This window comes from Pseudomonas sp. MF09150, from assembly GCF_059862355.1.
Window position 1 is genome coordinate 167,046 of sequence record NZ_JCBCUS010000006.1, and the last position, 19,337, is coordinate 186,382.

Here is a 19,337-nt window from a genome sequence, read left to right on the forward strand (position 1 = left end):
TGCGCCCGGGATTATGCCCGATGATTCAAACCCTGTAGTCGCTGCCTCGTGCCTCGGCAGCGGTTACAGCAACCCTCTTGTAGTTGTGGGGCAATTATCCGGGCTGCGCAGCAGCCAGCAGTTCCTGGGTGTACGGGTGCTGGGGAGCTTCGAACACCTCGTGGCTGGGGCCTTGTTCGACGACTCTGCCGTCCTTGATCACGATCATGTCGTGGGCCAGGGCGCGGACCACGGCCAGGTCGTGGCTGATAAAGAGGTAGGTCAGGCCGTGTTTTTCCTGCAAGTGGCGCAGCAGCGCCACCACTTGCTTTTGCACCGTGCGGTCCAGGGCCGAGGTCGGTTCGTCGAGCAGGATCAGCGCCGGTTTCAATACCAGGGCGCGGGCGATGGCAATGCGCTGGCGCTGGCCGCCGGAAAACTCGTGGGGGTAGCGATGGCGGCTGGCGGGGTCCAGGCCGACCTCCTGCAGCACCTGGATCACCTGCGCTTCGCATTGCCTGGCGGTCGACTGGCTGTGCACCTCCAGCCCTTCGCTGATGATCTGCGCCACCGACATCCGTGGGCTCAGGCTGCCGAAGGGGTCCTGGAACACCACCTGCATCTGCTTGCGCCACGGCCGCAGTTGTTTCTGGGTCAGGCCATCCAGCGCCTGGCCCTGGAAGCGAATGCCACCCTGGGAGTCCAGCAGCCGCAAAATCGCCTGGCCCAGGGTCGATTTGCCCGAGCCCGACTCGCCGACAATCCCCAGGGTCTTGCCTTGCTGCACGCTAAGGCTGATGCCATCCACCGCCCGCAGGTAGTGCTTGCGGCGCAGCAGGCCGCCACCGATCTGGAAGTCGACCCTCAGGTTGTCCACGTCCAGCACCGTTTCCCGAGCATCGAGGCACAGCGCTTCGCCCTCAGGTTCGGCGTTGAGCAACTCGCAGCTGTAAGGATGAGTCGGCGCGCTGAACAGGGTTTCGCAGTCGGCCTGTTCGACGATTTCCCCTGCCTTCATCACGCACACCCGCTGGGCGATGCGTCGCACCAGGTTGAGGTCGTGGCTGATCAGCAGCAGGGACATGCCCAGGCGCTGTTGCAGGGATTTGAGCAGCAGCAGGATCTTGCGCTGCACCGTCACATCGAGGGCGGTGGTGGGTTCGTCGGCGATCAGCAGTTCCGGCTCGCAGGCCAGGGCCATGGCGATCATCACCCGCTGGCGCTGGCCGCCGGAAAGCTGGTGCGGGTAGGCCTTGAGCCGTTCCTGGGGTTTTTGAATGCCCACCAGCTCCAGCAGTTCGAGGATTCGCGCCTGGGCCTGTTTGCCTCCCAGGCCCTTGTGCAGCAGCAGGGTTTCGCCGATCTGTTTCTCGATGCTGTGCAGCGGGTTGAGGGAGGTCATGGGCTCCTGGAAGATCATCGCAATGCGATTGCCTCGCAGCTTTTGCAGGGTGGCGGGCTCGGCGCCCAGCAGCTCCTGGCCCCGATAACGCACGCTGCCGGAGCTGCTGCAACCGGTCTGCGGCAGCAGTTGCAGGATCGAGTGGGCGGTCACCGACTTGCCCGAGCCGGACTCGCCGACCAGGGCCAGGCACTCACCGGGGCGGATGTCCAGGCTCAGGTCGCGGACCACCGTCTGCTCGCCGAAGGCGACATTCAGGTGGCGGATTTCGATCAGGTTGTCAGTCATTGCTACAGTCCGCTTCATAAACGTGGATCACGATCGGGGATCAAGATCGTGGATCAAGATCGTGGATCAAGATCGGGGATCAAAGGCATCGCGCAACGCCTCGCCGATAAACACCAGCAGCGACAGAATCAGCGCCAGGGTGAAAAACGCCGTCAGCCCCAGCCATGGCGCTTGCAGGTTCTGCTTGCCCTGGCCGATCAGCTCGCCCAGGGACGCGCTGCCGGCGGGCATGCCGAAGCCGAGGAAGTCCAGGGCGGTGAGAGTGGAAATGGCGCCGGTCAGAATAAAGGGCAGGTAGCTCAAGGTGGCGTTCATGGCGTTGGGCAGGATGTGCCGCACGATCACCTTGCGATCGGTCAGGCCCAGGGCCCGCGCGGCCTTGACGTACTCCAGGTTGCGCCCGCGCAGGAACTCGGCGCGCACCACGTCGACCAGGGCCAGCCAGGAGAACAGCGCCATGATCCCCAGCAGCCACCAGAAATTGGGCTCGACGAACCCCGAGAGGATGATCAGCAGGTACAGCACCGGCAGCCCCGACCAGACCTCCAGCAAACGCTGGCCCAGCAGGTCGACCCAGCCCCCGTAATAGCCTTGCAGGGCTCCGGCGGCGATACCGATCAGGGCGCTGATGGCCGTCAGGGCCAGGGCGAACAGGATCGACACCCGCGCGCCATAAATCACCCGCGCCAGCACATCGCGAGACTGGTCGTCGGTGCCCAGCCAGTTGACCTTGCTTGGCGGGCTCGGGGCCGGCTGGGTCAGGTCGTAGTTGGGCGTGTCTTCACTGAACGGGATCGGCGGGAACAGCATCCAGCCGCCATCCTTGCGGATCAGTTGCTGCACGTAGTCACTGCGGTAGTCGGCCTGGAACGGCAACTGGCCGCCGAATTCCTGCTCGGTGTAGCGCTTGAACGCGGGGAAGTACAACGAGCCCTGGTAGCTGACCACCAGCGGCTTGTCATTGGCGATCAGCTCGCCGCCCAGGGTCAGGATAAACAGGCCGATAAACAGCCACAGCGACCACCAGCCACGGCGGTTTTTCTTGAAACGGTCGAAGCGCCGGCGCGCCAAAGGAGAAAGCGTGAGCATCAGGCGTTCCTCGCGGCGAAGTCGATACGCGGGTCGACCAGGGTGTAGCACAGGTCGCCGATGAGTTTTATCAGCAGGCCGAAGAGGGTGAAGATAAATAGCGAGCCGAACACCACCGGGTAATCACGGGACACCGCCGCCTCGTAGCTCATGCGTCCCAGGCCATCGAGGGAGAAGATCACCTCGATCAGCAACGAGCCGGCGAAGAACACGCTGATAAAGGCCTGGGGAATGCCCGAGACCACCAGCAGCATGGCGTTGCGGAACACATGGCCGTACAGCACCCGGCGTTCGCTCAGGCCCTTGGCCCGGGCGGTGACCACGTACTGGCGGGTGATTTCGTTGAGGAATGAGTTCTTGGTGAGGATGGTCAGGGTGGCGAAACCGCCGATCACCAGGGACGTCACCGGCAGCACCAGGTGCCAGAAGTAGTCGGCGACCTTGCCCAGGGTGCTCAGCTGTTCGAAGTTGTCCGAGACCAGGCCACGCACCGGGAACCAGTTCAGCGAGGTGCCGCCGGCGAACAGCACGATCAGGAACATGGCGAACAGGAACGCCGGCATCGCATAGCCGATGATGATCGCGGTGCTGCTCCAGATGTCGAAATGGCTGCCGTGGTGCACCGCCTTGCGAATCCCCAGGGGGATCGACACCAGGTAGGTGATCAGGGTCGCCCAGAGGCCGAGGGAGATGGTCACCGGCATTTTTTCCAGGATCAGGTCAGTGACCGTGGCGCCACGGAAGAAGCTCTTGCCGAAATCCAGGTGCGCGTAGTTCTTGAGCATCAGCCACAGGCGTTCGTGGGCCGGTTTGTCGAAGCCGTATTGCTTCTCGATGTCCTGGATCAGTTTCGGGTCGAGGCCGCGGCTGGCCCGGGAGCTGCCGCTGCTCATGTCGCCGGAACCGCCGACGCTGCCACCGCCGCCAATCCCCTGCATGCGCGCGATGGCCTGTTCCACCGGGCCGCCGGGCGCGGCCTGGATGATGACGAAATTCACCAGGAGGATGATCAGCAGGGTCGGAATGATCAGCAGCAGGCGCCGCAGAATGTAGCCCAGCATCAGTGTCGCCCTCCGGATTTGCCACGGCGGATCAGCTCGGCGGCCATCTGTTCATTGGTCAGTGCGGTGCTGCTGACTTCCCACCAGCTTTCGATGGCTTCGTCATTGCTGGCGGGCACTGCCGGGATGCCGAAACGGTTCCACCACACGGTGGAGGTTCCTGGCGGGTAGTAGTTGGGGATCCAGTAGTAGTTCCACTGCAGCACCCGATCTAGGGCATGGGCGTAGCGCAGCATCTCCGGCTGGCTGGTGGCTTTCACCAGGCCATTGACCAGGGTGTCGACGGCCGGATTCTTGAGCACCATGTAGTTGTTGGAGCCGGCGTCCTTGGCCGCTGCGGAGCCGAAATAGTTGAACAGCTCCATGCCCGGCGACGTGGTCACTGGGTAGCCGGTGACGATCATGTCGTAGTCGCGGGCCATCAGGCGGTTGACGTATTGCGAAGGGTCGATGCGGCGGATGTTCAAGGTGATGCCGATCTGCGCCAGGTTGCGTTTGTAGGGCAGCAGCAGGCGTTCGATGGAGTTCTGGGTGATGAGGAAAGTGAAGCTCAGGGGCTCGCCGTCGGCGTTGACCAGGGTGTCGCCTTCGGCCTTCCACCCCGCCTGTTCGAGCAGGGCCAGGGCTTGCAGCTGCTTGTCGCGGATCACTCCGCTGCCATCGGTCTTGGGCGCCTCGAAGACCTGGGTGAAGACTTCATCGGGGATCTGCCCGCGTAGGGGCTCGAGGATTTTCAGTTCTTCGGCGTCCGGCAGGCTGCGGGCAGCGAGCGCGGTGTTGGAGAAGAAACTCTGCTGGCGGATGTACATGTTGCGCATCATCTGCCGGTTGCTCCATTCGTAGTCCCAGAGCATGGCCAGGGCCTGGCGTACGCGGCGGTCCTGGAACATCGGTTTGTCCAGGTTGAACACATAGCCCTGGGCTATTTGTGGCGCCGATTTTGCGAGGTGGGCCTTTTGCAGGCGGCCGTCGCTCAGGGGCGGGCTTTCGTAGCCGACGGAATAGCCGGTGGCAGAGAATTCGCGGTTGTAGTCGTAGGCGCCGCCGCGCAGGACCTGGCGCGCGACGTCGATGTCGCCGAAGTATTCGACGCTGAAGCGGTCGAAATTGTACAGGCCGCGGCTCACCGGCAGGTCCTTGCCCCACCAGTCTGGGTTGCGGACGAAGGTGATGCTGCGCCCGGAGTCGACCTTGTCGACCCGATACGGGCCGCTGCCCAGGGGCGCGTCATAGCCGCCGCCGTTGGCGAAGTCGCGACTCTTCCACCAGTGTTCGGGGAACACCGGCAGGGTCGCGATATCCAGGGGCAGGGTGCGGTTTTCGTTGCTCTTGAAGTCGAAGCGGATCACTCGCGGCGATTCCACTTCGACGTTTTTGACATCCTCGAACTGGGTGCGGTAGCGCAGGCTGCCCTGGGTCATCAGCAGGTCGTAGCTGTAGCGCACGTCTTCGGCGGTGATCGGCGTGTTGTCGGCGAAGCGCGCCTTGGGGTTGAGGTAGAAACGCAGCCACAAGCCATCTTCGGCGCGCTCCATCTTCTCGGCCACCAGGCCATATACGGTGTAGGGCTCATCCAGCGAGCGCTGGGCCAAGGGCGAATAGACCATCCCGTCGAGCTGGGACACGCCGATGCCTTTGTCTATATAAGGCAGGACATGGTCGAAACGGCCGATTTCCAGCGCCGAGCGGCGCATGCTGCCACCCTTGGGGGCTTGCGGATTGGCGTAGGCGAAGTGGCTGAAGCCTTCGGGGTACTTGGCCGGTTCGCCGTAGACGGTCAGGGCGTGTTGCGGTGCGGCACTGGCACCTGCGGCGCCCAGCATCAGCGTCAGGGCGGTGAACATCACGGTGGGGAAAAACAGTCGCATTGTCAGCCTTACGAGCCGGGTGATCGAAGAGCATGATTTGTACGCTAGCGGCGCCTCGCTTGCCAGCCGCAAGCCATCTCCCAAACACAACGGCCCACCAAAAGGCGGGCCGTCATGGACACAAATCGCGACAGGATCAGTCCTGGCGGCTGGTCACTTCCAGCAGGTGGTAACCGAACTGGGTTTTCACCGGGCCTTGCACGACATTGATCGGGGCGCTGAACACCACGGTGTCGAATTCCTTGACCATCTGGCCAGGGCCGAACGAGCCCAGGTTGCCGCCATCACGGCTGGATGGGCAGGTGGAGTTCTTTTTCGCGACTTCGGCGAAGTCTGCGCCGGCTTCGATTTCGGATTTCAGTGCGTTGCACTTGGCTTCGTCGGCAACGAGGATGTGACGGGCAGTGGCTTTGGCCATGGGGAGTTGCTCCTTTCAAGAAAGTGGAGAGCCTACCGGATTCAGGTGGCTATTTCTCGTCAAAGTTCCTTCTACTCGTTACCGTCGCGACCGCTGGCCAACCCTTAAGGGCCAGCGCAGCCTGGCGGCAGCGGCTACGGTGCTGTCGCCGCTGCGCGGGCTGTCAGGCGGACGCCGGCAGCGCCCGCAATTGTTGCGCGGCGTTGCGCAGCAAGTCTTCGGTGGCGTCCCAGCCCAGGCAGCCGTCGGTCACCGATACGCCGTAGCGCATCGAGGGGCTCAGGGGCTGGCAGCCTTCGAACAGGTGGCTCTCCAGCATCACCCCGACCAGCGAGCGGTCTCCGTGCAGACGCTGTTGCAGCACATCATTGAACACTGCTGATTGGCGCAGCGGGTCTTTGCCGCTGTTGGCGTGGCTGCAATCGACCATGATCCGCGCCGGGATCTTCAACTTCTGCAGCTCGTGCTGCACCTGGGCCACATGCGCGCGGTCGTAGTTCGGCCCGCGGTGGCCGCCGCGCAGCACCAGGTGGGTGTCCGGGTTGCCTGGGGTCTGGATGATGGCCGGGTGGCCCTGGCTGTCGACACCGAAATGGCGATGGGGGTGCGCCGCTGATCGCATAGCGTCGCAGGCGATGCCGACCCCGCCGTCGGTGCCATTCTTGAAGCCCACCGGCATTGCCAGGCCGCTGGCCATCTCGCGGTGGATCTGCGATTCGGTGGTGCGTGCGCCAATCGCCACCCAGCTCAGCAGATCATCGAAGTAGCCGGCAGCCATTGGTTGCAACAGTTCGGTGGCAATCGGCAGGCCCAGCTCGAGCATCTGCCGCATCAGCTCGCGGGACAGGGTCAGGCCGCCGGCCATGTCGTCGCTGCCGTCCAGGTGCGGGTCGTAGGCCAGGCCTTTCCAGCCGACCGTGGTTCGGGGTTTTTCGACGTAGGCACGCATCACCAGCAGCAGGTCGTCGCTGACTTCGGCCGCCAGGCGGGCCAGATGGGTGGCGTATTCAATAGCGGACTGTGGGTCGTGGATCGAGCAGGGCCCGACGACCACCAGCAAACGGGAGTCTTCACCGTTGAGAATGTTGCGCACCGCTTGGCGATGGGTGGCGACTTGCTGTTGCAAGGCAGCGCTGAGGGGCAATTGCTGCTTGAGGGCAAGCGAGCTGGGCAGGCGCTGGGTCAGGGCTTCGTTGGCAGAAGACAGGGTGGACAGCGGCAGGGCAGAGACGGACGAGTTCATGTTCAAGGCTTCCTGGGCAGGCGGCGGGACGGTTCCCGCGCGCGGCCCTACTGGGGTGTTCGACAATTGGCCGGATTGGCGATTGATGTTGGGTTGCCACCAGTCGGTGACCGATCGGAGGCGGCAGGCTGTCCCGAACGGAGGTTGCTAAATCGCCAGGCGAAGGATGGGTAACGGTAATAAGTGGCGTAGTTCATGGGTCAATCCTCAGTAAGTTCGGTGTGTTGCTAAAAATGTGCAGCCCTAAAAAACAAAACCCCCGGTCGGGAAGCCGACCGGGGGTGAGAAGTTCTCTGGTGGGCGACCCGTGAAGTGGGCGCCGTTTGGGTATCAGGCGCGCCAGTGGCTAAACCAATACCCAAAATAAAAGCTTGCCGGAGCGCAGACGTTGTTCACCCGGGCAGCCGCCACCGAGCGCGAGGCGCTGGCAGTGTGACGATGCGTGGAAGGGGTGAGGGGCAACATGCTGTTTCTCCGTGAAGTGGGGCGAGCTTACTTGAGGCGGGGGTTGCGATTCAATCACTAATTTCTATGGCGATTGAGGCCGGGATCTATGGATTAAGCCACCGGAAGTTTTATGACACACTCGCCGCTCGCGAGCGTTGCCGCCATTCAGGATCATTCATGCCGACACTGACCATTGCTGCTGCCCAATCGATTTCCGTGGCAGGCGACCTGCCTGGCAATATCGCCCGGCACCTCGACTTTATGGCCGCGGCCGCCGAGCAGGGCGTGCAATTGCTGGTGTTCCCCGAGTTGTCATTGACGGGTTATGAGCCTGAGCGGGCGGCCGATCTTGCCGCAGCACGCGGTGTCGGCGAACAGTTGGTGATCGCCCGGCGCACGGACCAGGTCTGGAGCGGGCGGGTCGTGGGCGTCGTGTGCTCTTGAGCGAATTCGAACTGCGCCCGGCCAGCGCGGCGGACCTGGCGTTCGCCCGCGACCTCACCCGCGAAACAATGCTTGGCTATCACATTCGCCACGACCTGCTGTGGTTGGATCAGGCGTTCGACGTCGCCTGGGTCGGACGGGAGAATTGGCTGATCTGCAGTGGTGCCGAGCGCTTGGGTTTTGTCAGCCTGAGCCGTGATCTCAAGGCGCTCTATATTCGCGAACTGCACGTGCAGGCCAGTCGCCGAGGGCAGGGCGCCGGCGCCTGGACAATCGAACAGATGCTGGCGAAGGCACGCCATGAACGGCGCGGCCTGTTGCGCTTGACCGTGTTCAAGGACAACCCGGCCCAGGGGCTCTATCGGCGGATGGGGCTTGAGGTGGTGGGCGAAGACGAGTGTTTTCTACGGATGGAGCGGCACTGTGTCGCACCTGGGTAGGCGGGGCTGCTTCCGATTGGCTGTCACGGTTCGACGGTAGGGAGTTGAGCGGGTATTTCGTCCGCCAGAATGATTCCGTCCTTCATGCCCAGCAGCACCGCGACTTTATGCGCTTCTCCGCGCCGACCTTTTTTGCGTCCGGCCAGCACCTGATAGGTGGTCGCTGGATCGACACCGTGTTCACGTGCGAACTGTTGTACGGATTTACCTTGGTGTTCTAGCCAGGCCTTGGCTTGTGCGGCAGTGCGGATACCGGGCATAGTTCAAAACCGTTCAAATTTGTTCAATGCGTGAAGAGTGTAACACCCCTAGGGGTGTATAAAATGGGATCATACATCCAAATGAGTGGAATCGGTTCGCGGTTACGACGGGAGCGAGAGCGCCTGGGCATGTCGCAGAAAGTTTTTGGTGAAATAGGTGGCGTTGAAGCCAACGCGCAAGGCAAGTACGAGAGCGGTGACCGTGCGCCCAAGGCGGATTATCTGTCACGGGTCGCCGCCCAGGGGGTGGATGTGCTGTATGTGTTGACCGGCAGCCGCATTCCGGTCCATGTCGGTCATCTGAGTCAGACCGAGGAGAAGGTGCTGGACAGCTACAGAGCGTTGTTCAAGGAGGATCAGGATGCTATCCGGCGCCTGACCATGACCCTCGCAGAGCTCTCTGCCTCCAGCGTGTCGCGCAGAAAGGTGGGGGTGCGCGAAACCTGAGAACCAAGCATTTACTCAGGGATAACTCGGTAATCGCTGATTATTGTGAATAGATGCTCTTTATGTCGCGCTGCCATTAGGTCTGGGCGCTGCTTTTTTGCTAAGGTGTCCGGCAACCTATAAGACCATTTCGCGAGGTGTCTGCTTGATTAGGGTGCTAGTAGTCGATGACCATGATCTCGTTCGTACAGGCATTACACGAATGCTGGCTGACATCGATGGCCTGCAAGTAGTCGGACAGGCCGAGTCGGGAGAGGAATCCCTGCTCAAGGCTCGGGAGCTGAAACCCGATGTGGTCCTGATGGACGTCAAGATGCCCGGTATCGGTGGTCTTGAAGCGACGCGCAAATTGCTGCGCAGCCATCCTGACATCAAAGTCGTGGCCGTCACGGTCTGTGAAGAAGACCCGTTCCCGACCCGCTTGTTGCAAGCCGGTGCGGCCGGGTACCTGACCAAGGGCGCTGGCCTCAACGAAATGGTCCAGGCGATCCGCCTGGTGTTTGCCGGCCAGCGCTACATCAGCCCGCAGATCGCCCAGCAACTGGTGTTCAAGTCATTCCAGCCTTCCAGTGATTCGCCGTTCGACGCCTTGTCCGAGCGTGAGATACAGATCGCGCTGATGATTGTCGGCTGCCAGAAAGTGCAGATCATCTCCGACAAGCTGTGCCTGTCGCCGAAAACCGTGAATACCTACCGTTACCGTATTTTCGAGAAGCTCTCGATCAGCAGTGATGTCGAGTTGACGTTGCTCGCGGTTCGCCACGGCATGGTCGATGCCAGCGCCTGATAATGACTGACCAGTTTGATCCCAGTGCTTTTCTATCTACCTGCAGTGGCCGTCCCGGCGTGTATCGCATGTTCGACAGCGAAGCGCGCCTGCTCTACGTCGGTAAAGCCAAGAACCTGAAAAACCGCCTGGCCAGCTACTTTCGCAAGACCGGCCTGGCGCCCAAGACCGCTGCCCTGGTGGGGCGCATCGCGCAGATCGAAACCACCATCACCGCCAATGAAACCGAGGCCCTGCTGCTCGAGCAGACGCTGATCAAGGAATGGCGGCCGCCCTACAACATCCTGCTGCGCGACGATAAGTCCTATCCCTATGTGTTTTTGTCCGATGGCGACTTTCCGCGCTTCAGCATCCATCGTGGGGCCAAGAAGCAGAAGGGCAAGTACTTTGGTCCTTACCCCAGTGCCGGCGCCATTCGCGAGAGCCTGAGCCTGCTGCAGAAGACCTTTATGGTCCGCCAGTGCGAAGACAGCTACTACAAGAACCGCACTCGGCCCTGCCTGCAGTACCAGATCAAGCGCTGCAAGGCGCCTTGCGTCGGCCTGGTGGAAGCGCCGGTGTATGCCGAAGACGTACGGCATTCGGTGATGTTCCTGGAGGGGCGCAGCAATGCCCTGACCGACGAGCTTTCCAGCGCCATGGAAGCTGCCGCCAGCACCCTGGACTTCGAAAAGGCCGCTGAACTGCGAGACCAGATCTCCCTGCTGCGCCGGGTCCAGGACCAGCAGAGCATGGAAGGTGGCACTGGCGATGTGGATGTGGTGGCGGCTTTCGTTAACCCGGGCGGTGCCTGTGTGCACCTGATCAGCGTGCGCGGTGGGCGAGTGCTGGGCAGCAAGAACTTCTTTCCCCAGGTCGGTATCGAGGAGGAGGTGGCCGAGGTCATGCTGGCGTTTCTCGGCCAATACTTTATCAGCAGCCCTGAACGCGACTTGCCGGCCGAGTTGATCGTCAACGTGGTCCACGAAGACTTTCCAACCCTGATTGCTGCCATCGACGAACAGCGTGGGCGTGAACTGAGTATCAGCCACCGGGTGCGTGGTACCCGGGCCCGCTGGCAACAATTGGCCGTGACCAATGCCGAACAGGCCTTGAGTGCGCGCCTGGCCAACCGGCAGCACGTGGCGGCCCGGTTCGATGCCCTGGCCGAAGTGCTCAACCTCGACGAACCACCGCAGCGCCTGGAATGCTATGACATCAGCCACTCCAGCGGTGAGGCCACGGTGGCGTCCTGCGTGGTGTTCGGTCCCGAGGGGCCGATCAAGTCCGACTATCGGCGCTACAACATCGAAGGCGTGACCGCCGGCGATGACTACGCGGCGATGCATCAGGCCCTGACTCGACGCTTCAGCAAGCTCAAGGACGGCGAGGGCAAGTTGCCGGACATCCTGCTGGTGGACGGCGGCAAGGGCCAGCTGTCCATGGCCCGTGATGTGCTCAACGAGCTGGCGGTGCCGGACCTGATCCTGCTCGGCGTGGCCAAGGGCGCCACGCGCAAGGCCGGTTTCGAAACCCTGTACCTGAATGACGCGGCCCACGAGTTCACCCTCAAAGGCGACTCGCCGGCGCTGCACCTGATCCAGCAGATTCGCGATGAGGCTCACCGTTTCGCGATCACCGGGCACCGTGCCCGACGCGGCAAGACCCGACGCACCTCGACCCTAGAAGGGGTGGCGGGCGTGGGGCCGAAGCGGCGGCGGGAGCTTCTCAAACATTTTGGTGGATTGCAGGAGCTGTCTCGTGCAAGCATCGAAGAGATCGCCAAAGCACCGGGGATCAGTAAAAAGCTCGCAGAGTCGATTTATGCAAGCCTGCATAGCGAGTAGAATGCCACCTCACCTCGTAGCCAGTTGTGCCGATGAATATCCCTAATCTGATCACCGTTCTACGCGTCCTGCTTATCCCGATTTTCATTCTGCTGTTTTACCTGCCCTACAGCTGGAGCTATATGGCGGCCAGTTCGGTGTTTGCCTTCGCCGCAGCAACCGACTGGCTGGACGGCTACCTGGCGCGCCGCCTGGAGCAAAGCACGCCGTTCGGTGCCTTCCTCGATCCGGTGGCCGACAAGCTGATGGTGGCGGTGGCCTTGGTGCTGCTGGTGCAGGAACACGGCAACCTGTGGCTGACCTTGCCGGCGGCGGTGATCATCGGTCGTGAAATCGTTGTCTCGGCATTGCGCGAATGGATGGCCGAACTCGGCGCCCGTGCCCACGTTGCCGTGTCCAACATGGGTAAATGGAAAACCGCCGCGCAGATGCTGGCGCTGGTGATCCTGCTGGCCAACCCGTCGGACTTCAGCTTCTGGGTCCTGGTCGGCTATGCGCTTCTGTTGATCGCCGCAGGCCTGACCTTGTGGTCGATGCTGCAATACCTGCGCGCCGCGTGGCCGCACCTGAAGACCAATGCGGAAAAGAAATAAAACTTTTTTGAATCAAGGGCTTGACGCCGCTTCTGATTTCTATAAAATGCGCACCACCAAGACGCGGGAATAGCTCAGTTGGTAGAGCACGACCTTGCCAAGGTCGGGGTCGCGAGTTCGAGTCTCGTTTCCCGCTCCAAGCATTAAAAAATGGACCTCTGAAAAGAGGTCCATTTTTTTCGTCCAGAGAAAAGTCTTTCTTTGATTTTTTCCGCCCCGTCTGAAAACACTCAGCTCCAGCTCTGATGGGCGCGCTTTCATTTATATGTTGATTCAGGGCGGGTTGCGGCCCGTATCTGACCTGCTCAGCTGCACCCAGCCGGAAGGTTTCAGTCTCCATTGTGTTGATCGAGCGCCCCGACCATCAGGGGGTCCACGGTCCCTGAGCAGGGTGGGCATTCACGGCAGGAACACGTACAGGTTCAGCACCTGCAGTCCGCAGAACAGGGTGATTGCCCAAGCCGTGGGGTCGCGACACACATTGACGCCCGGGCCGCCATGACCGCTGCCCGGCCCGTGCCGCGCGAAAAACAGCGCACGCTCCTCGCCCAACCAGTGCCGCAACCTTACGCCGGCCATGGAGAACAGGCCCAGCAGTGCCAGGGGCAGGGTCGTCACCAGCAAGGTGGAGGTAAAGCCCAGTTGCAGGTTCTCCAGCAATGGGCCGACGGTTGTGAAGATCAATCGCAGGTTCAGCGACACCAGGATAAAACCGGCCCACAGCAGCCATGATTGCGCGGCGCTGGTATTGACGTGAGGCGAAACGGTTGAAGCCCCCATCACCCTTCAAGCTCCACCAGGACCAGGCTCTTGAGGTGGCCCGCACAAGCCTCCTGCAATGCCAGCGGTGCTTGGTGCAGGCCTTTGACCAAGGTGTGGGGGGTACGAATACCGCCGTCGCGCTGCCACAGCGCCAGTTGTCGTATCCAGGCGTCGAACATTTCTGGTGCTTCTTCGTCGGCACTGAAACCGCGTAGCGTCACCCCCCTGAGAATCAGGGGGAAGGTGTCCAGTTCGACCGGTGCCTTCAGGGTTGCGCTGTGGGGGTTCAGTTCCGCCGACACTGCTCCGAGCAGTACACAACGTGCACCGTGCCGGACAATCTCCAGGGCGGCCGCCAGTTGTTCGCCGCCCACCATGTCGACAATAACGTCGATACCCTCTGGCGCCATGCGGGCCAGTTGCTCGCGGATCGGCTCGCCTTCGCGCGTGACCACGGCGTCATAGCCCAGTTCGGCCTGCATCCACCGGGCCTTCTCTTGGTTGCTGGTGGTGCCGATGACCCGTGTAGCACCCAGTAGCCGGGCGATTTGTCCGGCCATGGCGCCAATGGCGCCGGCGCCGCTGGTGACGAAGACTGTATCGCCCGGACGAACTTGCACGGCCTTTACCAACGCGGCGTAGGCCGTCCAGCCATGCCCGAGCCAGGCGGCAGGATCAACGACCGAGGCATCGATGAGCGTGCATTGCTCGACCGGCAGCACCGCGTAGTCGCGCCACCCCAGGGGATGCATGACGAGGCTGCCGACACTCAGGCTGACCCCGGCACCGACCCGGATCACCTCGCCAATGGCGCCATCGGCGAGGGTGTCGCCAGGTTTGAGCGGGGGGAAGGGAATGCCTTTGACCTCTTCGGCACCCGCTTCGGCCATCAAACGGGTCGAGATAGAGACCCGAAACCAGCGATTGCGCACCAGCACCTGCCCGGGGCCGGGTTCTGCAACCGCCGTTTCGACCACCGCGAAATGCTCGGCCTTGAGTTCCCGCGAGTGGTAACCGAGGAGTTTGACCTCCCGTGCTTTGAGTGTGTGTTCCGTCATGAATGGACTCCTGCGGTATTCATTTGAACGCTCCTGGGTCGGGCGTATGGAGGTGCTGTCGGTAAAGGCTGGAAATTGATGGGGCGCCAGAGGCGCAAGGCGGGCACACAGGGCTGATCGGCGCTCAACACGTGGCGTGGCGCGACTTCATGGGCACGCTCAATGGGCGTCGGTTGAGCGAGGTGCTCCGCGCCCAGCGCCGGCAGGTTGCCGGCAGCAAACAAGGGCAGCGCTATGAAAACAGTGCCATGCACCGTGTCAGGGAGATCAGTCATGGGGTGGCCAGGGCCGAAAGAGGCGCTAATTAAGGTCGGGCCACTATAGAATCCCAATGCGAATGGATCTGTTTACAGGTTTAGGCAGTCCGGATTATCTGTTTGGCATTTCGCAGATATCCCGGCATTGGGGCAGCGCAACACAAGGAATGATGAGCATGAGCTACCGATTTTCCTCCACGGACAGGGCTGCGCCTTCTCGCCTGGGGCAAACGCCTTGGCAGCGATCCCAGTTACCCGAAAGCCTGGGCACCTGCTTCACTGACTCTCTGACATTCGAGGATGGCCTGGCAGTGACCTACTCCCAGTTCACCCCGAACGTTGATCTGGTGGAGAGCGGGTCGTTTGAAGGGGAGCGTGCCCTGACGGTGGCGATCGCGTTGTCGGGACAATCGAGCAGCACCGGCATGGACGGGCAGCGTTACGATTTCATCGGCGGCCACAGCACCGTCGCCACCTACGGCAACTTGCGCGGAGAGCGGTGTTATCCGGCCAAACAGGCGATCCGCCAGTTGCGCCTGGTGGCCAAGGTGCCGCTGCTGCAGCGGTACGGGTTGGAATACTTGCTCGAGGGCGGCGTCAAGGCGCTGTCGGCCAACCGTTTATTTTGCGGCAGGCACGGTGCGGCCACACAAAGGCTGGCCAATTCATTGGTCCATCTGCACGACCAGGCTGGAGGGCTGCTTGATATCCACATTGCCGCGCTCGGACTGTTGTCGGAGCAGATCCGACCGCTGGCGCCCGCGCCAACGTCCGTAGAGGACAGGGTCCGCTCAAAGGACCAGGACTTGATGCTGAGAGCGCGGGATATCCTGATCAGCCAGTTCGACCGCCAATTAACCGTGGGGTATTTGTGCGCTGCGCTGAGCACCAATGAATTCAAGCTCAAGCAGGGGTTTCGCAAGGTGTTTGGCACCAGCCCTTACCGCATGCTGACGGATATCCGCATGGCGAAAGCCAGGGAGCTTCTGGAGTCAGGCATGTACGTGTCCACGGTGGCGTACAAGGTCGGGTTTCAACACCTTTCGAGCTTCAGTAGCGCCTTCGAAAAGTATTACGGGTGCACCCCCAAGTCATTGCGCCACGCCAAATGACACAGAAATGGCCACGGGGATTGGCAAAAACGGCAGGTCCACAGCAGCAATAAGCAACGATATGAGATCCAGTGCTTCAAGTCCTGCATCAAGCCCCGTCAGCCGCCTTGCTGTATCTGCTCCAGTATCAGGCTGTCGGTGATGTTCATGTCGTCCAGCAACAGAAACATCTTGCTCAGCACCTCGGCCATTATCTTGTCGGTGTCGGCGAACGGCAGGTAGAACTCGGTGACGTTGCGGCTCGCGGGCACGATGCACAAGTAGTTGCCGGGTTCGATATGGATGACGGCACTGCCCAGATGAATGCGGTAGTTCGCACGCTGGCCGGTAATGTGCAGAAAATGCCCGGCACATTCAACGTTTCGCAAGTCCAGTCCCTGGATCAACTCGGCGACCAGTTCGGCGCGTCGCTGCAGGGTTTCGTTGCTGGTGCTGTAGCCGTCTGCGGCGTGGGCCACGGAGACCAGCAGGTCGGCGTCACGCATGACCTCCGAGAACAGCAGCGGCGGTACGTGCTCAAGGGGGATGGCTTTCTGCTCGCGGTAGAACGCAATCGTGTCGAAGATAAAGTGCTCTGTTTCCGAGAGGTAATGGCCGGTTTCCAGAAAGTTGAACAGGGCGTAAATCCCGTGTTCTTTGCTCTCGTAGTAGATGTCCTCGACGCTTGAGGTCGACCAGTTGCGGGCCTGCAGCAACCGCGCGGCGACGTTGCTTTTCAGGCGGTGGCCGGCAAATCGGTTGGACCACAGGCCGCTGTCTTTCTCGGCAGGTGTCAGCAGGTACAGCTCGCGAAAGGCCTGTTTGAACGGTTGCACGCGGCGATGGCTCACCACGTCTTTCTGCCAGGCCGAGAGTTGCCCTGCCGTAAACAGATGAAAAGGGTGAGCAATCCGCAGGGTTTTTGCCGCGGTGTGCTGGCGGCCTTCAAGGTCAGTCACCGTCAGCGTGGCGGTGTCGAGCCAGCCCAGCGCAGCGGCGTCGACCTGCACGATCAGTTGCTCCAGCAGCAGGCGCACCGCGGGCATGTTCAACAGCGGTTTCAGCTCGTCCAGGGCCAGGGTTTCGCCGCTGCTCATCATGGCTTCCAGGGTGCGGCAGAAGCGTGCGATCTGGTCCTTGAGCAGGGCCTGCTGTGCCTTGAGGGCGACGAAATCTGCGCTTTTGCGAATGGCTGGCGGTGCGGTTTTGAGCGTCTTTCCGGCTTTGCAGATGTGCAAGGTGGGGGACAAGCCGTCAATCACCAGCGTGACCTCGTAGCCATCGATGGTGGCGGCTGTCAGGGCGGATTCGGCGATTTCCGATTCCATGGCCCACTCCAGGCGCATCGCCGAGGGGTAACCGGCGACCCGCGCCAGGTTTTCCAGCCCGGCCTGCACGGCGGCGTGGGAGTTGGCCTGTCGCTCGGCGCCGTATTTACGCACCTCCTTGTGCAGTTTCTTCAGTGTCAGATAGCGCTGGCGTACGTCGTCCGCATCGGTGACGGGCAGTAGGCCATAGATGCGCATGGCCGCCTGGGCGTGGCGGGTCAGCTTCTTTTCCAGCGCCGGTCGACCGATGCCCTGATAGGCGTCAAGCAGCACGCGCGTCTCGGGAAACGCCCAGTGCGAGGGTTTGAGTGCCGCGAGGTACTGACGCAGGTGGTCCGGGTCGGCCTCGGCCAGCGCCTTGTCCAGCAGGTAGCGGTCTACCACACCCACGGTTTCATCCAGGGTATTGGGCAGGTCGCTGCCCCAGCCGGACTGAGGGGCCAGGGCAATGTTCAGGTATTCACGCTGGAAGGCCTGCAGGTCGCTCCAGCCGAGCGCGTCGAGCACCACTCGGCTGGCGTGTCCGGCGTAGGGCAGGGCGGTCAGCAGGGTATTTTTTGAAAAACCCCTCAGCGCCGCGAGCAGCTCGGCCGATTGCTCCCTGGGCAATTCCTGAAGCAATAGGAAGCGTTCGAGCACGGCGGCCGTATCGCCGAAGCGGTCGAAGAAGCCATCGGGAGTCATGCCCAGTCGTTCGACGACCGCCAGGGCCTGCAGCAACCAGCGGCTCTGATACACCTCGACCGAACCCAGGATGTCAGCCAGCCGCTCGGCATTGTCGGGCAGCCCGGCCAGGGCGCTCTCGGCATAACGCGCGGTGAAGTTCGCCAGTTCAGGAGGCACTGCGGCGGGTTCTTCTGTGTCGGGCGCATCGCTTTGGGGCGACTCGTCATCGAGGTCTTGCGCTTGCGCGGCCTCGTCGTCTGCATCGTCTTCGTCAAGCGTTTCATCGGTGTACCGATTCAGCTCCGCATCATCGCTGCCCAGTCCGGCGACGTCTGAGTAGAACATCATGGCGCGGCCCCACGTATCGGCCGCCCGCACGAAACGGGGGTAATCGAGGCGGCCCGCTGCCAGCAGGCCCAGAGCGATGCACTTGATATCCCGATGCAGGTAGTGATACGGGTCGGCGACTCTGCGTTGTTCACCATCAGGCGCTGAAGAGGGCTGTGCGCGGTTCCAACTGCCGTCCAACAACCATTCGGCGAAACTCTGCCAGGCCGGGGTGGACGGGTAATTGCTCAGGCGATTGATGCAGGCTTGAACGTCCGGGAAGGCCCAGGCCTGGTCGGGACTTCTTCGGTAATAGGCTGGGCCATCCTCTTCAGTGGGCAATGGATAGTCACTGTCCTCGAAGGCAAATTGCAGCATGTGCCGCAGTCGCGAACAGATCTGTTCCAGCGCGTAGGCATCCGGGTGAGCAGTGATCCACGCATCGCAGAGTTGATATTGCAGGCCATAGCGCCGTTGATCCCGGTGGTCCTGCAGATCGTCCCAAACGGTCGGGAACACAAAACCATCAGCCAGTGCCTTGGGCCCATCCTCGGGATGCTGCCTGACCCAGTCATCGGCTATGCGCAGGAGGTCGAGGTCTTCCCAGAAATCGATCTCGGACTCTTCATCGGTTCCGGGCTCGCGATAGGCATCCAGCGCTCTATCACAGAAGGCTCGCAGCGCAGCGAGGCGTGTGGCTTGTTCAGGCAGAGGACGACGTGATGGCATGAGGTAATCCGAAGAAGTGAGCGACGAGGGTCAACCGCCAATCAGCGGCACCAGGCGGATAAACGCGAGGGTGGAAGGGGGACTCAGTTCGATGGACTCATCGAGGCTTTGCAGCATGACGCCGTTGTGCAGAACGCGGAACGCGCGGGTTTCGAACCCCTTCAAGGCTCGTTCGACCTCAACCCCGACATCCAAGTCCGGAGGCGCGCTGGCCTGAGGCATGGCCACCGCGCCTTGACGGGCCTGCTGAAGAACGTCCCGCTCGCTGAGGTATTGGCGGTCGAGCGCTTCGCGCGCCGACAGGTGTTGCAGCCAGTGCTGGACCGACAGCGCGGCGATCTGTTGGGCCACGGTCAGGCGAATGAGCTCGGCGACCGTCAAGGTCAATGAAGTCGGTTTCAGGGTGACGGGGGGCAGCAAAGGCTCCTGGCGCGCGCCTTTCAGGCAATAGCTATGAACCACGAACTCCATGACGCATTCCTTGCAAGTCAGGCCAGCCGGGCGGATGGCGCCTTAGCATAGTCCTG

Annotated in this window: 17 protein-coding genes, 1 tRNA gene and 1 pseudogene; 8 read left to right on the plus strand and 11 right to left on the minus strand. The window is 61.9% G+C overall.

What is annotated here, in order from left to right:
• Nucleotides 1-94: 94 nt before the first annotated feature.
• The 6 genes from AC19YX_RS22150 to AC19YX_RS22175 all read right to left on the minus strand — a co-directional run bounded on the left by AC19YX_RS22150 (nt 95) and on the right by AC19YX_RS22175 (nt 7,348).
• Nucleotides 95-1,669, minus strand: a complete 1,575-nt coding sequence (locus AC19YX_RS22150; RefSeq protein ID WP_500607021.1) for an ABC transporter ATP-binding protein — start codon at nt 1,667-1,669, stop codon at nt 95-97.
• Between the two features lie 66 nt (nt 1,670-1,735).
• On the minus strand, nt 1,736-2,758 hold the full coding sequence (locus AC19YX_RS22155; protein WP_078468821.1) for an ABC transporter permease: 1,023 nt from the start codon (nt 2,756-2,758) through the stop codon (nt 1,736-1,738).
• Nucleotides 2,758-3,819 (minus strand): microcin C ABC transporter permease YejB, encoded by a 1,062-nt coding sequence (locus AC19YX_RS22160; protein WP_078468822.1) that lies wholly within the window; start codon nt 3,817-3,819, stop codon nt 2,758-2,760. The genes AC19YX_RS22155 and AC19YX_RS22160 overlap by 1 nt, the downstream gene beginning before the upstream one ends.
• The gene (locus tag AC19YX_RS22165) at nt 3,819-5,687 is read right to left on the minus strand and encodes an extracellular solute-binding protein (RefSeq protein WP_201131448.1); all 1,869 of its coding nucleotides are present in this window, start codon (nt 5,685-5,687) and stop codon (nt 3,819-3,821) included. Before AC19YX_RS22165 ends, AC19YX_RS22160 begins: the two co-directional genes overlap by 1 nt.
• A 136-nt stretch (nt 5,688-5,823) precedes the next feature.
• Nucleotides 5,824-6,105 (minus strand): peptidylprolyl isomerase, encoded by a 282-nt coding sequence (locus tag AC19YX_RS22170; RefSeq protein ID WP_020295163.1) that lies wholly within the window; start codon nt 6,103-6,105, stop codon nt 5,824-5,826.
• 163 nt (nt 6,106-6,268) lie between these two features.
• On the minus strand, nt 6,269-7,348 hold the full coding sequence (locus tag AC19YX_RS22175; protein WP_500607022.1) for a 3-deoxy-7-phosphoheptulonate synthase: 1,080 nt from the start codon (nt 7,346-7,348) through the stop codon (nt 6,269-6,271).
• A gap of 624 nt (nt 7,349-7,972) precedes the next feature.
• On the opposite strand from AC19YX_RS22175, the pseudogene AC19YX_RS22180 reads away from it, so the two are divergent.
• Together AC19YX_RS22180 and AC19YX_RS22185 are read left to right on the plus strand one after the other, a co-directional pair.
• Nucleotides 7,973-8,155, plus strand: a pseudogene (locus tag AC19YX_RS22180) (nitrilase-related carbon-nitrogen hydrolase); the annotation flags it as partial.
• 80 nt (nt 8,156-8,235) lie between these two features.
• The gene (locus AC19YX_RS22185; protein ID WP_500607023.1) at nt 8,236-8,679 is read left to right on the plus strand and encodes a GNAT family N-acetyltransferase; all 444 of its coding nucleotides are present in this window, start codon (nt 8,236-8,238) and stop codon (nt 8,677-8,679) included.
• Nucleotides 8,680-8,702: 23 nt separating this feature from the next.
• Here the strand turns inward: AC19YX_RS22185 and AC19YX_RS22190 are convergent, their stop codons facing one another.
• Nucleotides 8,703-8,939, minus strand: a complete 237-nt coding sequence (locus AC19YX_RS22190; protein ID WP_078468827.1) for a DNA-binding protein — start codon at nt 8,937-8,939, stop codon at nt 8,703-8,705.
• Between the two features lie 81 nt (nt 8,940-9,020).
• Here AC19YX_RS22190 and AC19YX_RS22195 point away from each other — a divergent pair, with 81 nt between their 5' ends.
• The 5 genes from AC19YX_RS22195 (at nt 9,021) to AC19YX_RS22215 (ending at nt 12,731) form a co-directional block, all read left to right on the plus strand.
• Nucleotides 9,021-9,386, plus strand: coding sequence for a helix-turn-helix domain-containing protein (locus AC19YX_RS22195; protein ID WP_078469138.1), 366 nt, complete (start codon nt 9,021-9,023; stop codon nt 9,384-9,386).
• 145 nt (nt 9,387-9,531) lie between these two features.
• On the plus strand, nt 9,532-10,173 hold the full coding sequence (gacA, locus tag AC19YX_RS22200; RefSeq protein WP_020295157.1) for a response regulator transcription factor GacA: 642 nt from the start codon (nt 9,532-9,534) through the stop codon (nt 10,171-10,173).
• Nucleotides 10,174-10,175: 2 nt separating this feature from the next.
• Nucleotides 10,176-11,999 carry an excinuclease ABC subunit UvrC gene (gene uvrC, locus AC19YX_RS22205; RefSeq protein WP_020295156.1) on the plus strand — a complete coding sequence of 608 codons (1,824 nt, stop codon included), beginning with the start codon at nt 10,176-10,178 and terminating at the stop codon, nt 11,997-11,999.
• A 32-nt stretch (nt 12,000-12,031) separates the two neighbouring features.
• Entirely contained in the window at nt 12,032-12,592 is a 561-nt protein-coding gene (gene pgsA / locus AC19YX_RS22210) for a CDP-diacylglycerol--glycerol-3-phosphate 3-phosphatidyltransferase (RefSeq protein WP_020295155.1), read from the plus strand.
• 63 nt (nt 12,593-12,655) lie between these two features.
• Nucleotides 12,656-12,731, plus strand: a tRNA-Gly gene (locus AC19YX_RS22215).
• A gap of 260 nt (nt 12,732-12,991) precedes the next feature.
• Here the strand turns inward: AC19YX_RS22215 and AC19YX_RS22220 are convergent.
• Entirely contained in the window at nt 12,992-13,372 is a 381-nt protein-coding gene (locus AC19YX_RS22220; protein ID WP_421546439.1) for a hypothetical protein, read from the minus strand.
• Nucleotides 13,372-14,412 (minus strand): MDR family NADP-dependent oxidoreductase, encoded by a 1,041-nt coding sequence (locus AC19YX_RS22225; protein ID WP_421546440.1) that lies wholly within the window; start codon nt 14,410-14,412, stop codon nt 13,372-13,374. Before AC19YX_RS22225 ends, AC19YX_RS22220 begins: the two co-directional genes overlap by 1 nt.
• 337 nt (nt 14,413-14,749) lie before the next feature.
• Here AC19YX_RS22225 and AC19YX_RS22230 point away from each other — a divergent pair, with 337 nt between their 5' ends.
• Nucleotides 14,750-15,781, plus strand: coding sequence for a helix-turn-helix transcriptional regulator (locus AC19YX_RS22230; protein WP_500607024.1), 1,032 nt, complete (start codon nt 14,750-14,752; stop codon nt 15,779-15,781).
• A gap of 98 nt (nt 15,782-15,879) precedes the next feature.
• Here AC19YX_RS22230 and AC19YX_RS22235 read toward each other — a convergent pair whose 3' ends face one another.
• Together AC19YX_RS22235 and AC19YX_RS22240 are read right to left on the minus strand one after the other, a co-directional pair.
• The gene (locus AC19YX_RS22235) at nt 15,880-18,810 is read right to left on the minus strand and encodes a DUF4132 domain-containing protein (RefSeq protein ID WP_500607025.1); all 2,931 of its coding nucleotides are present in this window, start codon (nt 18,808-18,810) and stop codon (nt 15,880-15,882) included.
• A 30-nt stretch (nt 18,811-18,840) separates the two neighbouring features.
• Complete coding sequence (locus tag AC19YX_RS22240; RefSeq protein ID WP_421546443.1) at nt 18,841-19,281, minus strand: hypothetical protein; 441 nt, start codon at nt 19,279-19,281, stop codon at nt 18,841-18,843.
• Between the last annotated feature and the right edge of the window lie 56 nt (nt 19,282-19,337).

Coding starts and splice junctions, on each gene's coding strand:
- AC19YX_RS22150 (WP_500607021.1), bottom strand. CDS start 1,669: ATGACTGACAACCTGATCGAAATCCGCCACCTGAATGTCGCCTTCGGC.
- AC19YX_RS22155 (WP_078468821.1), bottom strand. CDS start 2,758: ATGCTCACGCTTTCTCCTTTGGCGCGCCGGCGCTTCGACCGTTTCAAG.
- AC19YX_RS22160 (WP_078468822.1), bottom strand. CDS start 3,819: ATGCTGGGCTACATTCTGCGGCGCCTGCTGCTGATCATTCCGACCCTG.
- AC19YX_RS22165 (WP_201131448.1), bottom strand. CDS start 5,687: ATGCGACTGTTTTTCCCCACCGTGATGTTCACCGCCCTGACGCTGATG.
- AC19YX_RS22170 (WP_020295163.1), bottom strand. CDS start 6,105: ATGGCCAAAGCCACTGCCCGTCACATCCTCGTTGCCGACGAAGCCAAG.
- AC19YX_RS22175 (WP_500607022.1), bottom strand. CDS start 7,348: ATGAACTCGTCCGTCTCTGCCCTGCCGCTGTCCACCCTGTCTTCTGCC.
- AC19YX_RS22190 (WP_078468827.1), bottom strand. CDS start 8,939: ATGCCCGGTATCCGCACTGCCGCACAAGCCAAGGCCTGGCTAGAACAC.
- AC19YX_RS22195 (WP_078469138.1), top strand. CDS start 9,021: ATGAGTGGAATCGGTTCGCGGTTACGACGGGAGCGAGAGCGCCTGGGC.
- uvrC (WP_020295156.1), top strand. CDS start 10,176: ATGACTGACCAGTTTGATCCCAGTGCTTTTCTATCTACCTGCAGTGGC.
- pgsA (WP_020295155.1), top strand. CDS start 12,032: ATGAATATCCCTAATCTGATCACCGTTCTACGCGTCCTGCTTATCCCG.
- AC19YX_RS22220 (WP_421546439.1), bottom strand. CDS start 13,372: ATGGGGGCTTCAACCGTTTCGCCTCACGTCAATACCAGCGCCGCGCAA.
- AC19YX_RS22225 (WP_421546440.1), bottom strand. CDS start 14,412: ATGACGGAACACACACTCAAAGCACGGGAGGTCAAACTCCTCGGTTAC.
- AC19YX_RS22230 (WP_500607024.1), top strand. CDS start 14,750: ATGGATCTGTTTACAGGTTTAGGCAGTCCGGATTATCTGTTTGGCATT.
- AC19YX_RS22235 (WP_500607025.1), bottom strand. CDS start 18,810: ATGCCATCACGTCGTCCTCTGCCTGAACAAGCCACACGCCTCGCTGCG.
- AC19YX_RS22240 (WP_421546443.1), bottom strand. CDS start 19,281: ATGGAGTTCGTGGTTCATAGCTATTGCCTGAAAGGCGCGCGCCAGGAG.